Source organism: Micromonospora sp. NPDC049282 (assembly GCF_043197045.1).
GTDB lineage: Bacteria > Actinomycetota > Actinomycetes > Mycobacteriales > Micromonosporaceae > Micromonospora.
Window position 1 is genome coordinate 540,902 of sequence record NZ_JBICSL010000003.1, and the last position, 20,964, is coordinate 561,865.

17 protein-coding genes and 1 pseudogene are annotated in these 20,964 nt (G+C 73.0%); 8 read left to right on the forward strand and 10 right to left on the reverse strand.

Translation table 11 applies throughout. From position 1 onward, the window contains the following. Positions 1 to 6 precede the first annotated feature (6 nt). The gene (locus ACGFI2_RS09205; protein ID WP_393513066.1) at positions 7 to 954 is read left to right on the forward strand and encodes an NAD-dependent epimerase/dehydratase family protein; all 948 of its coding nucleotides are present in this window, start codon (positions 7 to 9) and stop codon (positions 952 to 954) included. A 14-nt stretch (positions 955 to 968) separates the two neighbouring features. On the opposite strand, the gene ACGFI2_RS09210 is transcribed toward ACGFI2_RS09205, so the two are convergent. Both ACGFI2_RS09210 and glpX read right to left on the reverse strand, forming a co-directional pair. After that, a complete protein-coding gene (locus ACGFI2_RS09210; protein WP_393513182.1) occupies positions 969 to 1,940 on the reverse strand; it encodes a DMT family transporter in 972 nt (323 codons plus the stop codon). Between the two features lie 26 nt (positions 1,941 to 1,966). After that, entirely contained in the window at positions 1,967 to 2,998 is a 1,032-nt protein-coding gene (glpX, locus tag ACGFI2_RS09215) for a class II fructose-bisphosphatase (protein WP_393513069.1), read from the reverse strand. A 160-nt stretch (positions 2,999 to 3,158) separates the two neighbouring features. Between glpX and ACGFI2_RS09220 the strand changes: the two genes are divergently transcribed. Next, positions 3,159 to 3,848 (forward strand): DUF4245 family protein, encoded by a 690-nt coding sequence (locus tag ACGFI2_RS09220; RefSeq protein WP_393513072.1) that lies wholly within the window; start codon positions 3,159 to 3,161, stop codon positions 3,846 to 3,848. A gap of 89 nt (positions 3,849 to 3,937) precedes the next feature. Beyond that, positions 3,938 to 4,774 (forward strand): hypothetical protein, encoded by an 837-nt coding sequence (locus tag ACGFI2_RS09225; RefSeq protein WP_393513074.1) that lies wholly within the window; start codon positions 3,938 to 3,940, stop codon positions 4,772 to 4,774. Positions 4,775 to 4,903: 129 nt separating this feature from the next. Here the strand turns inward: ACGFI2_RS09225 and ACGFI2_RS09230 are convergent, their stop codons facing one another. Further along, positions 4,904 to 5,116 (reverse strand): exodeoxyribonuclease VII small subunit, encoded by a 213-nt coding sequence (locus ACGFI2_RS09230; protein ID WP_393513077.1) that lies wholly within the window; start codon positions 5,114 to 5,116, stop codon positions 4,904 to 4,906. A gap of 13 nt (positions 5,117 to 5,129) precedes the next feature. Continuing rightward, entirely contained in the window at positions 5,130 to 6,389 is a 1,260-nt protein-coding gene (gene xseA, locus ACGFI2_RS09235) for an exodeoxyribonuclease VII large subunit (protein WP_393513185.1), read from the reverse strand. Between the two features lie 83 nt (positions 6,390 to 6,472). On the opposite strand from xseA, the gene ACGFI2_RS09240 reads away from it, so the two are divergent. Then, on the forward strand, positions 6,473 to 7,459 hold the full coding sequence (locus ACGFI2_RS09240) for a 4-hydroxy-3-methylbut-2-enyl diphosphate reductase (RefSeq protein WP_393513080.1): 987 nt from the start codon (positions 6,473 to 6,475) through the stop codon (positions 7,457 to 7,459). A gap of 37 nt (positions 7,460 to 7,496) precedes the next feature. After that, on the forward strand, positions 7,497 to 7,901 hold the full coding sequence (locus ACGFI2_RS09245) for a hypothetical protein (protein ID WP_393513083.1): 405 nt from the start codon (positions 7,497 to 7,499) through the stop codon (positions 7,899 to 7,901). 78 nt (positions 7,902 to 7,979) lie between these two features. Here the strand turns inward: ACGFI2_RS09245 and ACGFI2_RS09250 are convergent, their stop codons facing one another. Together ACGFI2_RS09250 and ACGFI2_RS09255 are read right to left on the reverse strand one after the other, a co-directional pair. Continuing rightward, positions 7,980 to 11,276 carry a S8 family serine peptidase gene (locus tag ACGFI2_RS09250; protein WP_393513086.1) on the reverse strand — a complete coding sequence of 1,099 codons (3,297 nt, stop codon included), beginning with the start codon at positions 11,274 to 11,276 and terminating at the stop codon, positions 7,980 to 7,982. A gap of 196 nt (positions 11,277 to 11,472) precedes the next feature. Beyond that, positions 11,473 to 12,603: pseudogene (locus ACGFI2_RS09255) on the reverse strand (DNA recombination protein RmuC); the annotation flags it as partial. A 55-nt stretch (positions 12,604 to 12,658) separates the two neighbouring features. On the opposite strand from ACGFI2_RS09255, the gene ACGFI2_RS09260 reads away from it, so the two are divergent. After that, positions 12,659 to 13,492, forward strand: coding sequence for a hypothetical protein (locus tag ACGFI2_RS09260; protein WP_393513088.1), 834 nt, complete (start codon positions 12,659 to 12,661; stop codon positions 13,490 to 13,492). 68 nt (positions 13,493 to 13,560) lie between these two features. Here ACGFI2_RS09260 and ppc read toward each other — a convergent pair whose 3' ends face one another. Both ppc and ACGFI2_RS09270 read right to left on the reverse strand, forming a co-directional pair. Continuing rightward, positions 13,561 to 16,347 (reverse strand): phosphoenolpyruvate carboxylase, encoded by a 2,787-nt coding sequence (gene ppc / locus ACGFI2_RS09265; protein WP_393513091.1) that lies wholly within the window; start codon positions 16,345 to 16,347, stop codon positions 13,561 to 13,563. Between the two features lie 124 nt (positions 16,348 to 16,471). Next, positions 16,472 to 17,506, reverse strand: a complete 1,035-nt coding sequence (locus ACGFI2_RS09270) for a hypothetical protein (RefSeq protein ID WP_393513094.1) — start codon at positions 17,504 to 17,506, stop codon at positions 16,472 to 16,474. Between the two features lie 68 nt (positions 17,507 to 17,574). On the opposite strand from ACGFI2_RS09270, the gene ACGFI2_RS09275 reads away from it, so the two are divergent. Further along, on the forward strand, positions 17,575 to 18,615 hold the full coding sequence (locus ACGFI2_RS09275; protein WP_393513097.1) for a S66 peptidase family protein: 1,041 nt from the start codon (positions 17,575 to 17,577) through the stop codon (positions 18,613 to 18,615). Here the strand turns inward: ACGFI2_RS09275 and ACGFI2_RS09280 are convergent. After that, a complete protein-coding gene (locus ACGFI2_RS09280) occupies positions 18,609 to 18,824 on the reverse strand; it encodes a GntR family transcriptional regulator (RefSeq protein WP_393513100.1) in 216 nt (71 codons plus the stop codon). The two genes, ACGFI2_RS09275 and ACGFI2_RS09280, sit on opposite strands and share 7 nt — an antisense overlap. Positions 18,825 to 19,030: 206 nt before the next feature. Here ACGFI2_RS09280 and ACGFI2_RS09285 point away from each other — a divergent pair, with 206 nt between their 5' ends. Then, positions 19,031 to 19,498: a hypothetical protein gene (locus tag ACGFI2_RS09285; protein ID WP_393513103.1), complete on the forward strand. Its 468-nt coding sequence runs from the start codon at positions 19,031 to 19,033 to the stop codon at positions 19,496 to 19,498. 373 nt (positions 19,499 to 19,871) lie between these two features. Here the strand turns inward: ACGFI2_RS09285 and ACGFI2_RS09290 are convergent, their stop codons facing one another. Continuing rightward, positions 19,872 to 20,774 carry a cyclase family protein gene (locus tag ACGFI2_RS09290; RefSeq protein WP_393513106.1) on the reverse strand — a complete coding sequence of 301 codons (903 nt, stop codon included), beginning with the start codon at positions 20,772 to 20,774 and terminating at the stop codon, positions 19,872 to 19,874. Positions 20,775 to 20,964 lie beyond the last annotated feature (190 nt).

A 20,964-nucleotide genomic window follows, 5' to 3' on the forward strand; every position in this document is an offset into this window, starting at 1 on the left:
CCAGCCATGGCCCTGCACGTGATCGTCGGCGCCGGACCCGTCGGCACCGCCACCGCCCGCCTCCTCGCCGAGCGAGGCGACCGGGTGCGAGTGGTCACCCGGCGCGGCACCGGCCCGGACCACCCGGCGGTCGAGCGGATCGCCGCGGACGCCGGCGACGCCGACCGGCTCACCGCGCTGACCGAAGGCGCGGTCGCGCTGCACAACTGCGCCAACCCGGCCTACCACCGATGGGCGACGGACTGGCCGCCGCTGGCCGCCGCGCTGCTCACCGCCGCCGAACGCAGCGGCGCGGTGCTCGCCACCGTCGGCAACCTCTACGGCTACGGCCCGGTCGACGCGCCGATGACCGAGGCGACCCCGCTCGCCGCCACCGGCACCAAAGGCCGGGTCCGCAACCGGATGTGGGCCGACGCGCTGGCCGCGCACCGCGCCGGTCGGGCCCGGGTCACCGAGGTACGCGGCTCCGACTACATCGGCGTCGGCGGCACCTCGCTGGCCATGATGGTGCTGTCCCGGGTGCTCGCCGGGCAGCGGGTGTTCCTCCCGGTCGACTGGGACGCCCCGCACACCTGGACGTACGTCCCGGACGTCGCCCGTACCCTGGTCGCCGCCGCGACCGACCCGCGGGCCTGGGGGCGGGCCTGGCACGTGCCCAGCGCGCCGGCGGTCTCCGTACGCGAGCTGGCCGACCTGGCGTCGGCCCGGGCCGGCGCGCCCGCGCCGCGGCTGACCCGGATGCCCTACCCGGTGCTCTGGGCGGCCGGCGTGGTCAACCCGTTCGCCCGGGAGGTGCGCGAGACGGCGCACCAGTTCGCCCGGCCGTTCGTGCTGGACTCCACCGCCGCCACCGCCACGCTCGGCATCGACCCGACCCCGCTGGACCGGATCGTCGAGGAGATCGTCACCGACCTTCGCAGCCGTCCCGCCGCCTCGTCCGCCCCCGGACGGTAGGCGGGGCTGGGTGGTTAAGCGGGGGCCCCGCCTCTACCGGAAGCGTTGAGCGGGGGCCCCGCCTTACCGAAGGCGGCGACCAGGACGGCCACCAGGGTCAGCGCGGCGCCGAGCAGGGTGTTCACCCCCGGGTGCGAGGCGGCGGTCGGCAGCCCCACGTCCAGCAGCACCGCGCCGACGATCTGCCCGGCGATGGTGGCCAGGCCGAGCAGCAGCACCCCGGTGAACCGGACGAGCGCGGCGGCCAGCGCGATGAACACGATGCCGATGGGGCCGCCCAGATAGAGCCACGGCTCGCTCGGCAGGCCGCCGGCCGGCCGGCCCCGCACGGCGACCTCCACCGCGAACGTGGCGAGCAGCGCCACCGTGCCGACGGTGAAGTTGACGAGCGTCGCGATGACCGCGCTGCCCGCCACCGCCCGGACCTGGCCGTTCACCGCCTGCTGCCAGGCGATGCCCACGCCGGCGGCCAGCGGCAGCAGGGCCAGCGCCAGCGCGCCCGGGTCGCCGAGCCGGTCGCCCACCGCCAGCAGCACGGCCAGCACGGTGAGCACCGCGCCGACGAGCCGGTTCGGGGTGACCGGTCGCCGGCCGGTCGGGCCGATGCCGGCGCGGTCGACCAGCAGGCTGCTGCCGGACTGCCCGGCCACCACCGCGACGGTGAACACCGCCACGCCGAGCGCGCCGATGGTCAACCCCTGGGTCGCCACCAGGAACGCGCCGCACACCCCGCCGAGGCACTGCCAGGGGCGCAGCGCGCCGGTGCGCAGGGCGCCGCGCAGGGCGGCCAGTCCCCGCCGGCCACCGGGGGTGGCGGGGACCAGCACCAGCAGGATCAGCAGCCCCAGGCCGAACGAGACCGCCGCGGCGGCGATCCCGTCGGCCAGCCGTACGCCCAACTCGCCGTTGATCCGGGACTGCAGGGCCACCAGCACGCCGGAGGCGGTGGCCAGCCCGACGCCGGCGATCCGCCGACCGGTCGACAGCGTCGGCGGCGCCGCCGTCCCGGTCGTCACTCCTGCTCGGCCAACGGGCGCCCGTCGAAGTCGACCGCCGAGTAGAGAGCGAGCTTCTCCAGGCGGTGGTACGAGTCGATGACCCGGATCGTGCCGCTCTTCGACCGCATCACGATCGACTGGGTGTACGCCCCGCCGGCCCGGTACCGCACCCCGCGCAGCAGGTCACCGGAGGTGACGCCGGTGGCGACGAAGAAACAGTTGTCGCCGGTGACGAGGTCGTCGGTGAACAGCACCCGGTCCAGGTCGTGCCCGGCGGCCAGCGCTTTCTCCCGCTCCTGCTCGTCCTTCGGCCAGAGCTTCGCCTGCATGACGCCGCCCATGCACTTGAGGGCGCAGGCCGCGGTGATGCCCTCGGGAGTGCCGCCGATGCCCATCAGCACGTCGACGTCCGACTCGCCTCGGGCCGCCGCGATCGCGCCGGCGATGTCACCGTCGGAGATCAGCCGGATGCCGGCGCCGGCCCGCCGGATCTGCTTCACCAGGTCGTCGTGGCGCGACCGGTCGAGCACGCAGACCGTCACGTCGGCGGTGTCGGTGCCCTTGACCTTCGCGATCCGGCGGATGTTCTCGGCCACCCCGGCGTTGATGTCGACCACGTCGGCGTACATCGGGCCGACGGCCAGCTTCTCCATGTAGAAGACCGCGCTCGGGTCGAACATCGCGCCCCGCTCGGCGACCGCGAGCACCGCGAGCGCGTTCGGCATGCCCTTGCTCATCAGGGTGGTGCCGTCGATCGGGTCGACCGCCACATCCACCTCGGGGCCGGTCCCGTCGCCGACCTCCTCACCGTTGAAGAGCATCGGGGCGTTGTCCTTCTCGCCCTCGCCGATCACCACGACGCCGCGCATCGGGATCGAGTTGATCAGCTTGCGCATGGCGTCGACGGCGGCGCCGTCGCCGCCCTCCTTGTCGCCCCGGCCGACCCAACGGCCTGCGGCCATGGCCGCGGCCTCGGTGACCCGGACCAGATCGAGGGCGAGATTGCGGTCGAGATCCTGGGGCGTCCGCGTCCTGGTGGTTGTCATGGCGGCCTCCTCCTCGCGACGTTGCGGGGTGGACCGGCGGGAGTGCGGCCGTCGCCGCCGCCGGTTTTGTCGCTGATCCTCACACGATCTCAGGTTCACCGCCCCGGCGGGGCGGAGGAGGCCAGGATCACCTCGCCCGTGCGGCTGCGACAATGGCCGGGTGGAACCCGCGCAGCCTGCCGATCGCGTACCGCTCGACGCCACCCCGCCCGGCGGCCAGCCGCCGGTGCGCCCGGACGCCGGCCAGACGCCGCCGGACGGTCCGCCCGCGCTGGTCGAGCCGCCCGTGCCGGTGGCGGACGCGGGGGAGCGGCAGGCGCCGCCCCCGGGCCGGGAGAAGGCCCGCTCCGAGCGGTCACCGAAGGACATGGTGCTGTCGCTGCTGATCCTGCTGGTGCCGATCGCGCTGCTGATCGCCTTCTACCGGGGTTTCCTCGGCGGTGACTCGCCGGTCACCGTCGACCCGGCGCCCGCCCTGGAACAGGCCCGGTCGGCCAACGTCTTCCCGGTCGCCCAACCGACCGGGTTGGGCGACGACTGGCGTACGGTCAACGCCCGCTTCCAGACCGTCGCGGACGGCGCGACGCTGCGGATCGGATACGTGACGCCCGAAGGTCGGGGCGCGCAGCTCGTGGAGAGCAACGTCCCGGCGGAGAAGCTGCTGCCGGCCGAACTGAGCGACGGGCAGCCGCAGGGCCCGGTCGACCTGCCCGACGGGTTGAGCTGGCAGCGGTACACCGCCCGCGGCAACGAGCAGGCGCTGGTCCTGCTGGAGCCGAACCGCACGGTGATCGTGGTCGGCGACGCGGGGGAGACCGAGCTGCGCCGGCTCGCCACCTCGCTGCGCTGACGTCCCCCCTCGGGTGACCGGGATTGCGGAACGCCGCTTCAGGGAACAGAAGGGACACGAGCCCGGACGACCCACCTGGAGAGGTTGACGTGAAGATACGACGCTTCAGCGCCACCGCGTTCGCCGCGGCGCTGCTCATTCCCGGCCTGGCGGCATGTAACGGCAACGGAACCTCCGACGCCTCCGCGACCCCCAGCGCCTCCGGCAGCGTCGCCCCCAGCGCCTCGGCGTCCAACAGCGCGGCCAAGCAGGCGCTGCTCGACTCCACCAACGCGATCCGGGACGGCAACTTCCGGTTCACCATGACGGGCGCCGGCTCCACCGCCGAGGGGCAGGTGCACGAGCCCAGCCAGAGCGCCGAGATGCGGATGACGATCGGTGACCCGTCGTCGGACCTGATGATGAAGCTGGACCTCATCCACGCCAAGCCGGACAGCTGGGTCAAGCTGGAGCTGGGCGGCACCGCCGCGGCCCAGATCCCCGGGGTGAAGAACATCAACACCGGCAAGTACCAGCACCTCGACCAGAGCCGGATCAAGGGCAACCGGTCGCTGGGCTTCGACTTCGAGAAGGTCGACCCGGCCGGCAGCGCCGTGCTCACCCAGGGCGTCACCGAGGTGCGGCAGACCGGCGACGGCGGGTACGAGGGCACCGTCGACGTGTCGAAGGCGGCCGAGGCCGGCTCGCTCGACCCCGCTGTGATCACCGCGCTCGGGGCGCAGGCGCAGTCGGTGCCGTTCACCGCCAAGGTCGACCCGCAGGGTCGGCTCAGCGAGCTGGTGCTCAAGATCCCGGCCGCCGGTCAGACCGCCGCCCAGGACGTGAAGATCACCTACACCGACTACGGCAGTGCCGCCGCGGCCCAGAAGCCCTCGGCCGACCAGGTCGTCGAGGCGCCGCCGGCGCTCTACAACCTGTTCAACTGACGGGCGCCCCCGTCGCGAGTGCACAGCACTTCTTTGCCGTATACCTCAGAGGCATTCTTGTGCCTCTGAGGTATACGGCTTTCCGGTGCCATGGGTTTCGTCGCCGGTCGAGCCCGGCCGCCTGTCGCGTCAGTCCTCGGTGCGCTGCCGGGCGGCGTCGATACGGGCCCGGGCACCGTCCAGCAGGCGCTGGCACACGCCGGCCAGCTGCTCGCCCCGCTCCCACAGGGCCAGCGACTCCTCCAGCGAGGTGCCGCCGGCCTCCAACCGCTCCACCACCGACGCCAGTTCGGCGCGGGCCTGCTCGTAGCTGAGCTGCTCGTTCTTGGTCGCTTCAGTCATCGGTCCCATTCCATCAGCCGTCGACGGTGGCGGTCAGCTCGCCCTCGGCGAGGCGTACCCGCAGTGGATCGCCCTTGGCCACCTCGGACGCCGCGCGGACCACGTGGCCGTCGCCGCGCTGAACGATGGCGTAGCCGCGGTCGAGCGTGGCCGCCGGGGAGAGGGCACGCAGCCGGGCCAGGGTGTGGCGCAGGTCGTCGGTGGCGGCCCCCAGCCGGTGCTCCAGGCACCGGCCGGCGCGGTCGTGCAGCGCGGTGACCTCGACGGCCCGCTGGTCGACCATCACCTGCGGCCGGGCCAGCACCGGACGGGAGCGGAGCAGGTCGATCCGGTGCTGCTCCCGGTCCACGAGGTGGCGCACGGCCCGTTCCAGGCGGGAGCGGGCCTGACCGATGAGACGGACCTCCTCGGTCAGATCGGGCACGATCCGTTTCGCCGCGTCGGTGGGCGTGGAGGCGCGGACGTCGGCCACGTGGTCGAGCAGCGGCGCGTCGGTCTCGTGGCCGATCGCGCTGACCACCGGCGTGCGGCAGGCGAAGACCGCCCGGCACAGCGCCTCGTCCGAGAAGGGCAGCAGATCCTCCAGGCCGCCACCGCCGCGGGCGATGACGATCACGTCGACCTCCGGGTCGGCGTCGAGCACCTTGAGCGCGGCCACGATGTCGGGCACCGCGCTCGGCCCCTGCACCGCCACGTTGACCGTGCGGAACTCGACCGCCGGCCAGCGGCGCCGGGCGTTGGTCAGCACGTCGCGCTCGGCCGCCGAGGCCCGCCCGGTGATCAGGCCCACCCGGCCGGGCAGGAACGGGAGCCGCCGCTTGCGGGACCGGTCGAACAGCCCTTCGGCGGCCAGCAGCTTCTTCAGCTTCTCCAACCGGGCCAGCAGCTCGCCCAGGCCGACCTGGCGGATCTCGTCGGCGCGCAGGCTGAGCGTGCCCCGCGCGGCGTAGAACTCGGGCTTGGCGTGCAGCACCACCCGGGCGCCCTCGCGCAGCTCCGGCGCGCCCGAGTCGAGCACGTCACGGTTGGTGGTGACGGTCAGGCTGAGATCGGCCGACGGGTCACGCAGGGTGAGGAAGACGGTGGAGGCGCCGGGGCGGCGGCTGATCTGCGCCACCTGACCGTCGACCCAGACCCAGCCGAGCCGGGCGATCCAGGCCCCGACCTTCTGGCTGACCACCCGGACCGGCCACGGCTCCTCGGACGTGCTCCGCTCCTGGGACGTGCTCCGCTCCTGGGACGTGCTTTGCCCCTGGGATGTGCTCCGCCCCACCTCACCCGCGCTCACCCGCCCACCCTACGGCCCGGCGCCGACAGCCCGGGGCAGGGCGCTGCCGGCGCACGTACCATGGTCGGGTGACTGATGCGCAGACGACTCCCCGGACCGGCAAGCGCGTGCTCCTGGCCAAGCCCCGCGGCTACTGCGCGGGCGTGGACCGGGCGGTTCAGACCGTCGAGGAGGCGTTGAAGCTCTACGGCGCGCCGATCTACGTCCGCAAGCAGATCGTGCACAACAAGCACGTGGTGCGGACGCTGGAGGCCAAGGGCGCCATCTTCGTGGAGGAGAACGAGGAGGTGCCGGAGGGCGCCACCGTGATCTTCTCCGCCCACGGCGTCGCCCCCGAGGTCTACGCCCAGGCCGAGGAGCGCTCGCTCAAGGCGATCGACGCGACCTGCCCGCTGGTCACCAAGGTGCACCACGAGGCCCGGCGGTTCGCCCAGCAGGACTACGACATCCTGCTGATCGGCCACGAGGGGCACGAGGAGGTCATCGGCACCGCCGGGGAGGCACCCGCGCACATCCAGCTCGTCGACGGCCCGGACAGCGTCGACCAGGTCACCGTCCGTGACCCGGAGAAGGTGGTCTGGCTCTCCCAGACCACGCTGTCGGTCGACGAGACGCTGGAGACGGTGGCCCGGCTCAAGCAGCGGCTGCCGCTGCTCCAGTCGCCGCCCAGCGACGACATCTGCTACGCCACCTCCAACCGGCAGCACGTGGTCAAGGAGATCGCCCCGGAGTGCGATGTGGTGATCGTCGTCGGCTCGCGCAACTCCTCGAACTCGGTCCGGCTGGTCGAGGTGGCGCTGGACGCCGGCGCCCGCGCCGGCCACCTCGTCGACTTCGCCCACGAGATCGACGACGCCTGGCTGGCCGGGGCCCGCACCGTCGGCCTGACCTCCGGCGCGAGCGTGCCGGACGACCTGGTCCAGGAGGTGCTGGCGCACCTCGCCGAGCGGGGCTTCGCCGACGTCGAGGAGATCACCACCGCGGACGAGCGGCTGACCTTCTCGCTGCCGCAGGAGCTCAAGCGCGACATGAAGGCCGCCGCGGCCCGCGGCTGACCGGGAACGGATCAGCCGCCCACCGCGTCCAACCGACATGAAGACCCCTCGGACGGTGCTCGTAGCCCTGCTCGCCGCCGCCGCGCTGACCGCCTGCGCCGGCCCGGGAGACGAGCCCGCCGGCCCCAGCCCGACGGGAGCCGCCCCGGTGACCAGCCAGCCCGACCCCGTGCCCAGCGCGAGCCCGAGCCGCCCGGACCCGACCTGGAAGGGCGGCGCGTCGACACCGCCGGGCGTCGGCGGCACCATGCTCAGCGGCACCATCCGCGCCGGGGTCGAGCCGAACTGCCTCCTGCTCGACGACCACCTGCTGGTCGGCGGCCCGCGCGACCTGCTCAAGCCCGGTGCCAAGGTGGAGGTCACCGGCCGGCCCGAGCCGGGCATGATGACCACCTGCCAGCAGGGCACCCCGTTCGTGGTCGAGTCCGCCCGGCCGGCCTGACGGCCGCGCCGCCGCCCCGCCTCATGGCAGGAGCCCCGCCCCCCGGATCGGGGGACGGGGCTCCGTCGTGCCAGCGGGTCAGTTGATCGCGTTGATCTCCACCGAACCGCGGCCGACGACCGCGCCCTCGGTGGTGGTGACGGCCATGTCGCCGTAGAGCTCCCGCCCGGCGGACGGGGTGGACAGGGCGGTCACCGAACCGGTCAGGGTGGCGGTGGCGCCGTTGACCAGGGACAGCGGCGTGTTCGGCGCGGAGAGCGAGCCCAGCGCCGGCGACGCGAACGAGTCACGGTAGTCGTACGCCGTGCCGCCCGCGGCGACCGCGTAGCCGTCGACGACCACCCGGTAGGTGCCGGCGACCGGGTTGGTCAGGGTGACGGCCTCCTCCGAGTCGCCGTCGGCCGACCGGCCCACCTCGGTGGCGCCCCGGAAGACGAACAGGTCCAGGTCGGCGCCGAGGTCGGAGGTGTTGCCGATCCGGGCCGAGAACGAGGTGGTCCCGGCCGGGATCTCCACCGTGTACTCCTGGGTGGTGCCGACGGTGATGGTCGGCCGCTCGGCGCGGACGCTGGACAGCGGCCCGCCGACGCCGGTCACCTGGACCGGACCGAACGTGTTCTTCAGGTTCCAGCTCACCGCGGTCGGCGTGCCGGCGGTGACCGACGGCAGCTGGACCACGGCCGGTTCCACCTTTACACCCTGCACCCGTGCCTGCAGCGTGAACGGGTTGTCCAGCGCCGGCGACGTGCGCCGTGCCTCCACCTCGATCTCCCAGACACCCGGGATCGGGTTCTGGTAGTCCCGCTCCTGCGGCTTGCAGGCGGCGGCGTCGGAGAAGTTGGTGTAGCAGGCGGTGCTCGCGGTGCTTTCGACCGGCACGCCGTACGGGTTGATGGCGATGAACCGGGTCTGCGAGCCGGTGGCGATGCCGCCCAGGTTGACCTGGAGCGCGCCCGTACCCTGCGGAACCGTCACGAAGTACGACCTGAACCCGTTCCGCTGGACCGAGCCGTTGGCCGAGTACGAGTAGGTCGGGGCGGCAACCGCGTTCGAGGCGACCACGACGGTGGCGACCTCGAAGTCGACCACCGAGGTGGCCGGGTCGTCGACGGTCATGATCGCGCCGTGCGCGCCGGCGGTCATCGGCTTGGCCTTCACCTTGACGGTGACGGTCGTGTTCAACGGCAGCCACACCTCCTTGGGGGAGGTCCAGGTGCCGTCGTTGCCACGGAAGTCGACCAGGTGCTTGATGCTCTTGTTCGGGCCGCTGGTCCGGGTCAGCTTGACCTCGTAGTGGCGGCCTTCCTTGACCTTCTGGCCACCCCGGTCGGCGGCGCAGCGGTTGTAGACGCCGGTGCCGACGTTCGGGGTCGGCACGAACGTGCCGGTGGCCCGGTCGTAGCGGGTCAGGTTCGGCGACAGCTCGGTGCAGACCGCAGCCTCGGAGGTGTAGGTGCGGGTCTGCACACCCTTGGCGAGCAGGTCCCACGCGCCCGGCACGTTGAACATGCCGTAGCCCTGCGCGTACGTCGGGACGTCCGCGATCGGCTTGGCCGAGGTGTAGACGGCCCGGCGCAGCGCGGCCGGGGTGACCCCGGTGCCGGTCGCCTTCGCGGCCGACAGCAGCAGCGCGGCGGCGCCGGTGGCCTGCGGGGAGGCCATCGAGGTGCCGTTCAGCATCTGGTAGCCCGGGGGCAGCGGGTAGCCCGCCTCCGGCACCGGGTTGCCCGCCTGCCAGGTCGGCGCGGTGGAGATGGCCGAGCCGGGAGCGGTGATGTTCGGCTTGAAGCCGCCGTCCTCACGCGGGCCGCGGGAGGAGAAGTTGAACAGCCAGTTGTCCTTGCGGACCACCGAGCCGTAGTTGGCCAGCCAGGTGTCCTTGCTGACGTTCGCCGCGACGCTGACCACGTCGGTGGCGACCGACGGGTCGCCGACCGTGTTCAGGCCCGGGCCGGAGTTGCCGGCCGAGATGAACAGCTGCACACCGTAGGTGTTGATCAGATCGTTGTAGAGCACGGCGCGGGCGTTCGCGCCGTCGTTCAGCGCCGGCAGGCCGCCGATCGACATGTTGACCACGTCGACCCTGCGGTTGACCACCAGGTCGATCATGCCGGTGGTGAGCGCCGCGGCGGTGCAGCCGCCGCCCCAGGAGCAGGCCCGGGCGGAGACCAGCTTGGCGCCGGGGGCGGCACCGTCGAAGGCGCTGTTGCCCAGCATGTCGTTGGCGGCGGTGATGCCGGCGACGTGCGTGCCGTGGGTGCTCTCGATGATGCCGATGTTGACGAAGTCGACCAGGCCGCTCGAGGTCCTGACGTTGCGCCGGTACTCGACCACGAACGGGATCTGCTCCCGCACGGCAGTGGCCGGGTTGTCCGTGCCGAAGTGGCCGACCTGGAACTTCTCCTTGTACGGCCGCATCACCTCGTCGTCGGTGAAGTCGCGGTTCTGGTTCACGTCGACGCGGACGTCGCCGTTCGTGGGGTTGTAGAGGATGCCCCACGTGTCGGTCTTGTCACCGTCGCGGTTGACGTCGCCTGCCGCGTCGCTGCCCGTGGTGATCGACTCGCTGAACTGGTCGAAGCGGTAGGTGCCGACAGGAGCGGTCCAGGTGGTCACCACCCCGGTGCTGGAAGTGGTGGTGAACGTCGGACCGACGGCCGGTGTGGTCATCGGGCGCCAGGACGCGTCCTCCAGCGGGTCGGTCGCGGTGACCCAGTCGACGATCTTGCGCTCGCCGGTGGTGGTCTTCTGGAGCGCCGGCTGGTCGAGGTCCACACCGGAGTCCATGATGCCGATGGTGACGCCGCGGCCGTCCCACTCCGGGTGGGCGGCCTTGAACGCCTCCGCGCCGGTCTCGTTGGTCGGCATGTACGGGTTGACCGCGCCGGTGTCCTCGCCGGGGCCGGCCAGCGTCTCGCCCTGCTGGGCGGCCTTGGCGCCGTTGGGGGCGGCCTCCGGCGCAGGATCGGGGAGCTTGATGGTCTCGTCGAGGTCGACGGCGGCGACCCCGGGCAGCGTGGCGGCCTTGAGGGCCTTGGCCGTCGGCACCTTGGCCAGCACGTAGCCGACCTGGTCGTACCGCTGGCTGACGGTGGCACCGAGACCGGTGAGGCCGTCGACGACTTTCTTGGCCGAACCCTTCTTCGCCGCGATGATCATCGTGACGGTGGGCGCGTGCTTCGCCTCCGCCGCGTCGAGCAGCTTGGCATCGTGGGCGCCCAGGGCCTTCGCGGCGGTCGGCGGCGAGGGCTGGGGAGCGGCGGGGGCCGCGCTCGCGGTCGCGGCGCCACCTCCGACGGTCATGGCCCCGGCCGCGAGGACCGAGGCGAAGAGCGCGGCGGAGGGACGCCGGCTCCGATTGCGGGGTTGACTCACGTTCTCTTCCTCCAGAGAACAGGGCCCTTCAGGGGACAGGGCGCGTGTGACGCAGATCCTTCGTGTCACGACCAGTCGTGTCACTATCAGGGATGTGTTTGTGACCACTCCGTGACAAGGATCGACCGTCATCGTCACACCGGCCGTGTGGGACGGCGGGATCCGCCGACCGTTCGGCCGATGTGGACGAACCACCCAGCAACTCGGGCGCCTGCGGCTGCCGGGGCGCCAGCTCGACCTGCGCCGGGGCGGCCAACTCGTCACCGGAGACGCCCAGCTCGGCCAGCTTGCGGGCGCTGACCAACACCCGGGACTCCAGCGAACCGACCGCCCGGTTGTAGGCCGTCACCGCCCCGCTCAACGAACTGCCCAGCTTGCCCACGTGGTCACCCAACGTGGACAACCGCGTGTAGAGCTCGCGGGCCAACGAGTGGACGGTCGCGGCGTTGCGCGCCAGCGCCTCCTGCCGCCACGAGTAGGCGACCGTGCGCAGCAGCGCCACCAGCGTGGCCGGCGTGGCCAGCACCACGTTGCGGGCGAACGCGTGCTCCAGCAGCGCCGGGTCGCGCTGCAACGCGACGTCGAGGAACGGGTCGGCCGGCACGAACAGCACCACGAAATCGGGGGTCTGGTCGAACGCGGCCCAGTAGGACTTGGCGGCCAGGTTGTCCACGTGCGCCCGCAGGTGCCGGGCGTGCGCGTCGAGCTGGGTGTCCCGCCCGCGCTCGTCGCGCGCCTCCATCGCGGTCAGGTAGGCGTCGAACGGCGCCTTCGCGTCGACCACCACCGAGCGCCCGCCGTGCAGCCGCACCACCAGGTCGGGGCGGACGCCCTGGTGGTCGGTGGCGGCGGTGACCTGCTCGTCGAAGTCGCAGTGCTCCAGCATGCCGGCCGCCTCGACGATCCGCCGGAGCTGGTGCTCGCCCCACCGGCCGCGCACCTGGGGCGCACGCAACGCGGCGACCAGTTGCTTGGTCTCGGTGCGCAGCTCGCCGGAGACCGTGCTCATCGAGCGGACCTGCTCGCGCAGCTCGGCGTACGCGTCGACCCGGTCGTGCTCCAGCTCGGCGACGCGCTGCTCGTAGCGGCGGAGCGTGTCGTGCAGCGGCGCGACCGCGCGCGCCACCGCCTCCTGGGACTGCGCGGTCGCCTCGTAGCTGAGCGCCCGCATGGACTGCTCCAGCCGCCCCTCGCCCTCGCGGGTGGCGGCCAGCGTCGCCTCCAGCCGGGCCACGTCGGCCGCGGAGCGCGCCCGGGCCGCCAGCCAGCCGACCGCGCCGCCCGCGGCGAGGCAGAGCACCACCACGGCCAGCGTCGAGAAGCTCATGCCTGAGAGCTTGCCAAACGGGTACGACGTGCGCTCGGTGGGTACGTTCGGAGGCATGGAAGGTGCCCTGTGGCTGTTCCTGGTGCTGATGCTCGGAGGTGCGCTGGTGTTCTGGCGGTGGGGAAGCAGGTCCCGGCGGGCGAACGAGCTGGCGGACGCCCGCGCCGAGGCGCAGCGCTGGTACGAGCGGCTCGGCGGCCAGCTGATGAATCTGCACGGTGACGAGCCGGCGGTCCGCCAGGCGTTGGCCGACGCGGGTGAGCGTTACAACGCGGCCGGCTCGCAGCTGGAGCAGGCGCGTACGACGCACCAGTTCGCGCTCGCGCGGGAGACCGCGCTGGAGGGGTTGGCGTACATCCGGGCGGCGCGGACGGCGATGGGCATCGACCCGGGTCCGGAGCTGCCGCCGCTGGCGGCCGCCCGCGGCGCCGGCATGCTCACCAAGGAACGTGAGGTCGCGGTGCAGGGTCAGACGTTCCGGGCCGGCCCGCAGCCGGGGAGCCGGACGCCCTACTACTACCCCGGCGGCCGCATGCAGGGCCGGCCGGTGCCCGCCGGCTGGTATTCCACGCCGTGGTGGAAGACCGCGCTGGGCGCGGGCGCCGGGGTGCTCGGCGGCATGCTGATCGCGGACGCGCTCTTCTCACCCGCGTTCGCCGACCCGGGCTACGGCTACGACTCCGGCTACCAGGAGGGCTTCCAGGACGGGTTCGGCGACGGCCAGGACTACGGCGACCCGGGCGGCGGCGACTTCACCGGCCAGGGCGACGTCGGCGGCCAGGGCGGCGGTGACTACGCCGGCGGGGACTTCGGCGGCGGCGGGGACTTCGGCGGCTTCGGCGGCGGCGACTTCGGTGGTGGCGACTTCGGTGGCGGCGGAGACTTCTAGCCGGAGCCAGGCGTCAAAAGGGGCCCCGCCTATGCAGAATGCGTTGAGCGGGGGCCCCTCCTTACACCTCAGCCGGTGTTGCGCATGCCAGCGGCGATCCCGTTGACCGTGGTCAGCAGCGCCCGCTCCAGCGCCGTGCCGTCGTTCGGGGCGCGCCGGCCGCCCGGCGCGGTCGCCACCGCCCGCCCGGCCGCGCCGGACTCGCGATACTGCCGGAGCAACGCCACCTGAAGGTGGTGCAGCGGCTCCAGGTAGGTGTCCCGCACGGCGAGCGTGCGCTGGAGGACGGGCGAGTTCTCCAGCAGGGCCGGCGAGGCGGTCACCGCCAGCACCTCCCGCTTGGTCAGCTCGTACTCCTCCTCGATCTTGGCGAAGATCGGGTGCAGCTTCTTCGGGACCAGGGTCCCCACGTAGCGGCGGGCGATGCTCAGGTCGGTCTTGGTCAGCATCATCTCGACGTTCGACAGGAACGTGCGGAAGAAGTGCCAGTTGCGGTTCATCTCGGCGAGCACGTCGGCCAGACCCGCCTCCCGCGCGGCGGCCAGCCCGGAGCCGACGCCGAACCAGCCCGGCACGATCTGCCGGGTCTGCGTCCAGCCGAACACCCACGGGATGGCACGCAGGCCGGACAGGCCGGCGCCGGTGTTCGGCCGCTTCGCCGGCCGGGAGCCGATGTTCAGCGCGCCGAGCAGCTCGGTCGGGGTGGACGCCCAGAAGTAGGCCGGCAGGTCCGGGTCCTCGACCAGGGACCGGTAGGACCGGAACGCCGACTCCGACACCACGTCCATCGCCGCGTCCCAGCGTTCCAGCATCTCGGCCGGCTGCCGGGGCGCGGTGTGCAGCAGCGTGGCCTGGAGCACGGCGGCCACGGTCAGCTCCAGGTTCTCCCGGGCCAGCGCCGGCAGCGTGTACTTGTCGGAGATGACCTCGCCCTGCTCGGTCACCTTGATCGCGCCGTCCAGCGTGCCGTAGGGCTGGGCCAGGATCGCCTCGTGGGTCGGGCCGCCACCCCGGCCGACCGTGCCGCCCCGACCGTGGAACAGCCGAAGGTGTACGCCGTGCCGGGCGGCCACGTCGCGCAGCGCGCGCTGGGCCCGGTGGATGGACCACTGGCTGGTGGTGATGCCGGCCTCCTTGTTGGAGTCGGAGTAGCCCAGCATCACCTCCTGCACGTCGCCCCGGGCCGCGACCAGCGCCCGGTAGGCCGGCAGCGACAGCAGCTCGTCGAGGAGCTCCCCGCCGGAGTTCAGCTCGGCCGGCGTCTCCAGCAGCGGCACGATGCCGACCCGGGCCCGCCCGCTCTGCACGTCGACCAGGCCGGCCTCGCGGGCCAGCACGACGGCGGCGAGCACGTCGTCCACGCCCAGCGTCATGGAGATGATGTACGACTCGATGACCTCGGGGCCGAACCGGTCCTGCGCCTCGCGAATCGCGGAGAACACGTCGAACGTCTTGCGGGCCGACTCGGTGAGCGGGCTGTCCTGGGTGGAAAGCGGCCGGCGGCCGGTCAGCTCGTCGGCGAGCAGGTTGGTGCGCTCCAGCCGGCTCAGCGACGGGTAGTCGGACACCTCGCCCACCGCCTCGTAGAGCTGCGCCAGCACCTCGTGGTGCTTCTCGGCGTGCTCCCGGATGTCCATGGTGGCCAGGTGCAGCCCGAACGCGGAGAGCGTACGGATGGTGGAGGCCAGCCGCCCCACGGCGGTGAGCTGCCCGGAGTTGCGGGCCAGCGAGGCGCGCAGCAGCTCCAGGTCGGCGATCAGCTCGGTCGCGCCCTGGTAGTCGCGCCCGGGCACGTGGCCGGTGCCGGCGCGCAGCCGCTCCCGGGTGTTGGCCAGCTTCGCCTTCACGCACCGGGCCTTGAGCCGGTAGGGCTCCTCGGCGTTGACCCGACGGAACCGGGGCGCCACCTCGGGCAGCGCGTCCAGGTCCTTGGCCAGGCTGGCGGAGAGGTCGAGCGAGACGGCGCGCAGCCGGCGGGAGACGCTGACCTCGCTGATCAGCTCGTCCATCGCCTTCTCGGTGGCCTCGATGCCGTGCTCGTGCTGGATCCGCAGCACCTCGCGGGTGACCGTCGGGGTGACGAACGGGTTGCCGTCGCGGTCGCCGCCGATCCAGGTGCCGAACGTGAGCGGGCGGGCCGTCGGTGACGTCTCCACCCCGAGCGTGCGCAGCGTGTCGGCGAGGTCGTCGAGGACCTGCGGGGCGGCCTCGGCGTGCAGGTCGCGCAGGTAGTAGATGGCGTTGCGGGCCTCGTCGGTCGGGTCCGGCCGGTCGAGTCGCAGCTCGTCGGTCTGCCACATGAGGTCGAGCAGCTCGGCGAGGCGGCGGTTGGCCGGGCCCTCGTCGCTGGCGCCGTAGAGGATCGCGTTGGCGGTCTCGGCGTCCAGTTCGTCGGCGATCGCCCGCAGCTTGGACAGGATGGACCGGCGGGCCGCCTCGGTGGGGTGGGCGGTGAAGACCGGGCGTACGGCCAGCCGCCGGGCCGCGGCGGCGATCTCCTCGGCCGGTACGCCGCGCTCGGCGATCATCTTGGCGGCCTGGTCCAGCCAGCCGCCGTGGGTGGCGCGGCGGCGGCGCAGGTCGCGGGCGCGGTGCACCTGCTCGATGATGTTGGCCAGGTGGAAGTAGGTGGAGAAGGCACGGGCCAGCTTCGTGCCGGTGGTGACGTCGAGCCCGGCGAGGCGTTGGGCCGCGGCCGGCGCGTCGGAGCGGACCTGGGCGCGGATCTCCTCGACCAGGTCGAGCAGCGGGCGACCCTCCTGGCGGGCCAGGGTCTGCCCGAGCAGCGTGCCGAGGCGGCGGATGTCGGCCCGGAGAGCGGCGTCGGGGCCGTCGTGGTCGTGCTGGTCGGTCACGGGTGCGCTCCTTACGCGAGGACGAAGGACAGCGCTGTCCGACTCCCCTGGATGGTATCCGCGTACGCCCCGACGGCAGGAGGGGGACGACGTGATGATCTGCACTCTGGGACGGGCCGCCCGGTCATCCCTGGGCGGCGGCGTGCCGTCCCGGAGCGGTCGGCGCGGCCCGCCGGCGGGCCCGGAACATCGTCGCGGTGAGCAGCCCGACCAGGCCGGCGACCACCCACACCAGCAGCCCGGTCAGCGCCCACCCGCCGCCGCGCCAGTCGAAGTAGACGGCCGACTTGAGCAGGTCGGTGGCGAGCCCGGGCACGTTCCAGCGGTGCATGCCGCGCAGGAACGCGGGCAGGAACTCGGGCGCGTAGATGCCGCCGGAACCGGGGTTGCCCAGCACCACCAGCAGCAGGATGACGATGCCGGTGCCGAGCAGCCCGAGCCACGCCTGCACGGCCGCGGCGACCGTCCCGGCCGCGAACGCGGCCAGCGCGCCGACCACCGCGATGGCTCCCACGTCGTGCGGGAACACGTCCAGCACCGGGCCGACCAGCACTGCCCCGATGATGCCGAGCAGGACGGAGTGCACCGCGAGGGTGGCGATCCGCAACCCGGCCTGACGCAGCCCGCGCGGGCTGGTGCCGAGCGAGATGCCGAGCGCCGTGGAGGCCAGGTAGCCGCCGAGCACCACGCCGACCGCCAGGTAGAACGGGACCAGGCCGCGCGGGTCGCCGCCGGAGACCGGTACCTCGTCGGTGACCTGGAGCGGCATGCCGGCCTGCCGCGCGGCCTGCGTGAACACGTCGGTGACGAGTTCCGTGGCGGCGGGCGCGCCGGCGCTGGCCGTGGCCAGGGTGAGGCCGCCGGGGCCGGAGCTGAGCACCGCGTACACCGATCGGTCGTTCAGGCCGTCGACGGCGCGGGCCCGGCTGTCGTACCCGACGGGTTTGACGGTGTCGGTGCGGGCGCGGACGGCCGACATCACGGCCTGGGCCTGCTGGTCGGTGGTGACCACAGCGACCGGCACGTCCTTCGGGTCCGGCTTGTGCAGCGCGCCGACGTAGGCGGCGATGAACGCGCTGGCCAGCGCGAGGGTGCCGAGCACCAGCGCCGCCGTGCGGGGTAGCCAGTCCCGGGTCCGCGGCTCCGGCTCGTCGTCCACGGGCCCAGCCTATTGCCGGCATATGCCCGGCTTGTGCTGTTTCTTGCAGGTACCGTTAGTGTCGGATCATGACGCCGCCGCGTTACCCGACCAAGCCGCGACCGGGTGACCGGGTCGCGGTCGTCTCCCCCTCCGCCGGCCTGCCGGGTCTCTTCCCCCACGTGTACGAGCTGGGCCTGCGCCGGCTCCGCGACGAGCTGGGGCTGGAGCCGGTGGAATATCCCACCACCCGGGTGATGGGCGCCGACCCCCGGGACCGGGCCCGCGACCTGACCGCCGCGTTCGCCGACCCGACGATCACCGCGGTGCTCGCCACCGTGGGTGGGGACGACCTGATCACGGTCACCCCGTTCCTCGACGACGAGGTGCTGCGGGCCAACCCCAAGCCCTACCTCGGCTACTCCGACAACACCAACGTGCTCAACCACCTGTACCGGCTGGGCATGGTCGCGTTCCACGGCGGTTCGGTGCTGGTGCACCTCGGCCGGCCCGGCAGGCCGCACCCGCAGACCATCGACTCGCTGCGTGCCGCGCTGTTCACCCCCGGCTGGTACGACCTGACCCCGGCCGCCGAGTGGGGCGACGAGACGCTCGACTGGCGCGACCCGGCGACGCTGACCGGGGAGCCGCCGATGGTCGCCGGCACGGGCTGGCGCTGGCACGGTCCGGCCCGGGTGGTGACGGGCCGCACCTGGGGCGGCAACCTGGAGATCGTGCACTGGCTGGCCGCCGCCGACCGGGTGCCGTCCGCCGCCGAGCTGACCGGCTCGGTGCTGCTGATGGAGACCTCGGAGGAGATGCCGCCGGCCGAGGAGGTCTTCCGGATGGTGCGGAACCTGGGTGAGCGCGGGCTGCTCGCCGGCTTTCCGGCCATCGTGGTCGGCCGCCCCAAGGCGTGGAACTTCGACCGCCGGTTGTCGGTCGCGGAGCGGCTCGCCTGGGGGGAGGAGCAGCGGGCGGCGATCCTGCGGGCGATCGGGCCGTACGCCGACGACCCGGTGGTGGTCTTCGACGTCGACCTCGGCCACACCGACCCGCAGGTGATCATCCCGTACGGCGGGGAGATCCGGGTCGACGCGGTCAAACGGCGGATCGCGGTGCGCTACTGACCGCGCACGAACACGCCGGCGCCGGGCGCGCCCTCGACGAGTCCCCGCGCCTTGAGCTCGACGGCGGAGCGCACCACCTGGCGAGAGACGTCGAACTCGGCGCAGAGTTCGGTGCCGGAGGGCAGCTTCGCGCCCGGCGGGTACCCGCCGGATTCGATGCGCTCGGTCAACGTGTCGATGAGGCGTTGCTTCTTCGTGTACGCAGGCATGGATCGGCTCCGTGGCAGGTAACGCCCATGTGATCACGGCGGTCGGCAAAGCGTCAATCAAAGGTCGGTGCAGGTATTGACCTGGCATGACAGGTAGTCGTAGGTCGACCTCGGGTGACCGTGGCAGGCACCCGCAACCGATGAGGCGGCCCGGGGTGGAGCTGGCACTCCGCTCCCCGAGCCTTGACCGGGAAGGACCCCGGCCCATGAGCAACCTACCGAATGCTGCCCATCCACCGTGGTGCCTGCGCGGCCCGGACTGCGTCGGCGGCAACGGCCTGCACCTGTCCCGCCTCGTCGGCGCGGCGGTCCGGGGCGACGAGGTGATCCAGGCCGGCGTGGGCCTGTGGCGGATGGATGTCGGCCCGACCTCGCCGTCCGGCCTCCTGCTGGAGCTCTCTGCCGACGAGGAGGTCGAGCGGTGGCCGCTCGACCTGCCCCAGTCCCGCGCGCTGGTCCGCGCATCCCCGCGCCTGCTCCGCCGGCTGGCCCCGCCTGCCGTCCACGCCGCCTGCCCGCCCGTCCGCCCGTCCCACCGCACCGCACCGCTCGGCTCGGCTCGGCTCGGTGGAACGCTATGGGTGTCTCGGCTCCCGTTTGACACCCATAACGTTCCACTCACCGCGTCGGGAGGCCGTCGGTGGAACGCTACGGGCGTCTCGGCTCCCGGTTGACACCCGTGGCGTTCCACTCACCGGGCGGCCTCGCAGTGTGGCGGTCGCCGCGAATGACATTTCGCCAGAGAACTGGCCGTGATCCCCGGGTGCGGGCGCGGGGCGCGCGGTGGAACGGGGAAGATCCACCCCACTTCGCCGTAGTGGTGGTGTCGGTGCGCTGTTGACCCCGCCACCTCGGGGAGGTGGTGTGGATCTTGCGGGTGGTCGCGTCGGTGCGTGCGCCACTTCGGCGAGGTGGTGGCATCGCGGGTGCCGTGATCCCGCCACCTCGGCGAAGTGGAGTGGATCTTGCAAGAGCCGGGCCGGGCGGGGCTGGGCCGGGCAGGGCTGGGCCGGGCAGGGCCGGGTCGGGTCGGGTCGGGTCGGGTCGTCAGGCGACGGCGAAGGCGCGGACCGGGAAGGTGCCCATGCCGGCCACCCTCGGCGGGGCGGCGGTGAAGCGGAAATCGGTCGGCGGCAGCGCGTCCAGGCCGGTCAGGTGCTCCACGATCGGGATGCCGGCGGCCAGCAACGCGGTGTGCGCCGGGCGCTCCCCGGCCGCCGCCGCTGTCATGTCGTCGATGTTGATCGAGTCGATGCCGACAAGTGCCGCGCCGGCCTCGACCAGCCAGGAGGCGCCGTCGCCGGTCAGGTACGGCGCTTCCGGGGCGGCGTACCGGTCGGTGCCGAAGTGGGCGTCCCAGCCGGTGTGCAGCAGCACCGCCCGCCCGGCCACCTCGTAGGGGGCGAGCAGCAGCCGGTCCACCGCCCGGGTGCCGGCGGGCACGCGTACCACCAGGCCGGGCAGGTCGGCCAGCCGGTCCAGTGGGACCCCGGCCAGGTCCGGTCCGTCGGCGAAGCGGTGCGACGGCGTGTCGGCGTACGTGCCGGTGTTGGCGATCATGTCGATCCGCCCGACGTGGAACTCGACACCCGGCGCGTACCGCTCCCGGGACGCCTCCCGGGTCAGCCAGTCGGTGATCCGCGGCCCCGGCCAGCCGGGCAGCGTGACCATGCCGTCGGTGATCTCGTGGCTCAGCTCGACCAGCCGCCGCCCGCCGGACGTCGAGAGGCCGACGCCCCGCCCGCCCTTGTGTGGCTCCTCGACCACGGTCCGGTTGCTGATCCGCACCTCGCCGACCATGAGCAGGCCGAGGTGCCGGACGAGCAGCGCCGCCAACTCCTCGTCGGTGATCTCCCGGCCCGGCACGTCCAGCCGGAACCCGTCGGTGCGCAGGCCCCCGCCGTTGGCGAAGACCACCTCGGCGTCGAAGACCGCCCGATACTCACCCATCCACCCACCGCACCACGCCTCTCCACCCCGGTCAAGCGGCGCCCGCTGATTCACGGAAGAGCGCCTGTGCGCGGGCCGGAGGCCACTCTTTCCGTGGAGTAGTTCCATCCTGAGTTGGCTGGTCAGGGGGTGTTGACGGGCGGGGTGGGGTAGGTGTGGGGGCAGGTCAGCGCTCGGGTGATCTTCGGGT

Bases quoted from the DNA above. Each gene is read 5' to 3' on its own strand.
- ACGFI2_RS09205 (WP_393513066.1), top strand. From the start codon at position 7: ATGGCCCTGCACGTGATCGTCGGCGCCGGACCCGTCGGCACCGCCACC.
- glpX (WP_393513069.1), bottom strand. From the start codon at position 2,998: ATGACAACCACCAGGACGCGGACGCCCCAGGATCTCGACCGCAATCTC.
- ACGFI2_RS09230 (WP_393513077.1), bottom strand. From the start codon at position 5,116: ATGACTGAAGCGACCAAGAACGAGCAGCTCAGCTACGAGCAGGCCCGC.
- ACGFI2_RS09245 (WP_393513083.1), top strand. From the start codon at position 7,497: ATGAAGACCCCTCGGACGGTGCTCGTAGCCCTGCTCGCCGCCGCCGCG.
- ACGFI2_RS09260 (WP_393513088.1), top strand. From the start codon at position 12,659: ATGGAAGGTGCCCTGTGGCTGTTCCTGGTGCTGATGCTCGGAGGTGCG.
- ACGFI2_RS09275 (WP_393513097.1), top strand. From the start codon at position 17,575: ATGACGCCGCCGCGTTACCCGACCAAGCCGCGACCGGGTGACCGGGTC.
- ACGFI2_RS09280 (WP_393513100.1), bottom strand. From the start codon at position 18,824: ATGCCTGCGTACACGAAGAAGCAACGCCTCATCGACACGTTGACCGAG.
- ACGFI2_RS09285 (WP_393513103.1), top strand. From the start codon at position 19,031: ATGAGCAACCTACCGAATGCTGCCCATCCACCGTGGTGCCTGCGCGGC.
- ACGFI2_RS09290 (WP_393513106.1), bottom strand. From the start codon at position 20,774: ATGGGTGAGTATCGGGCGGTCTTCGACGCCGAGGTGGTCTTCGCCAAC.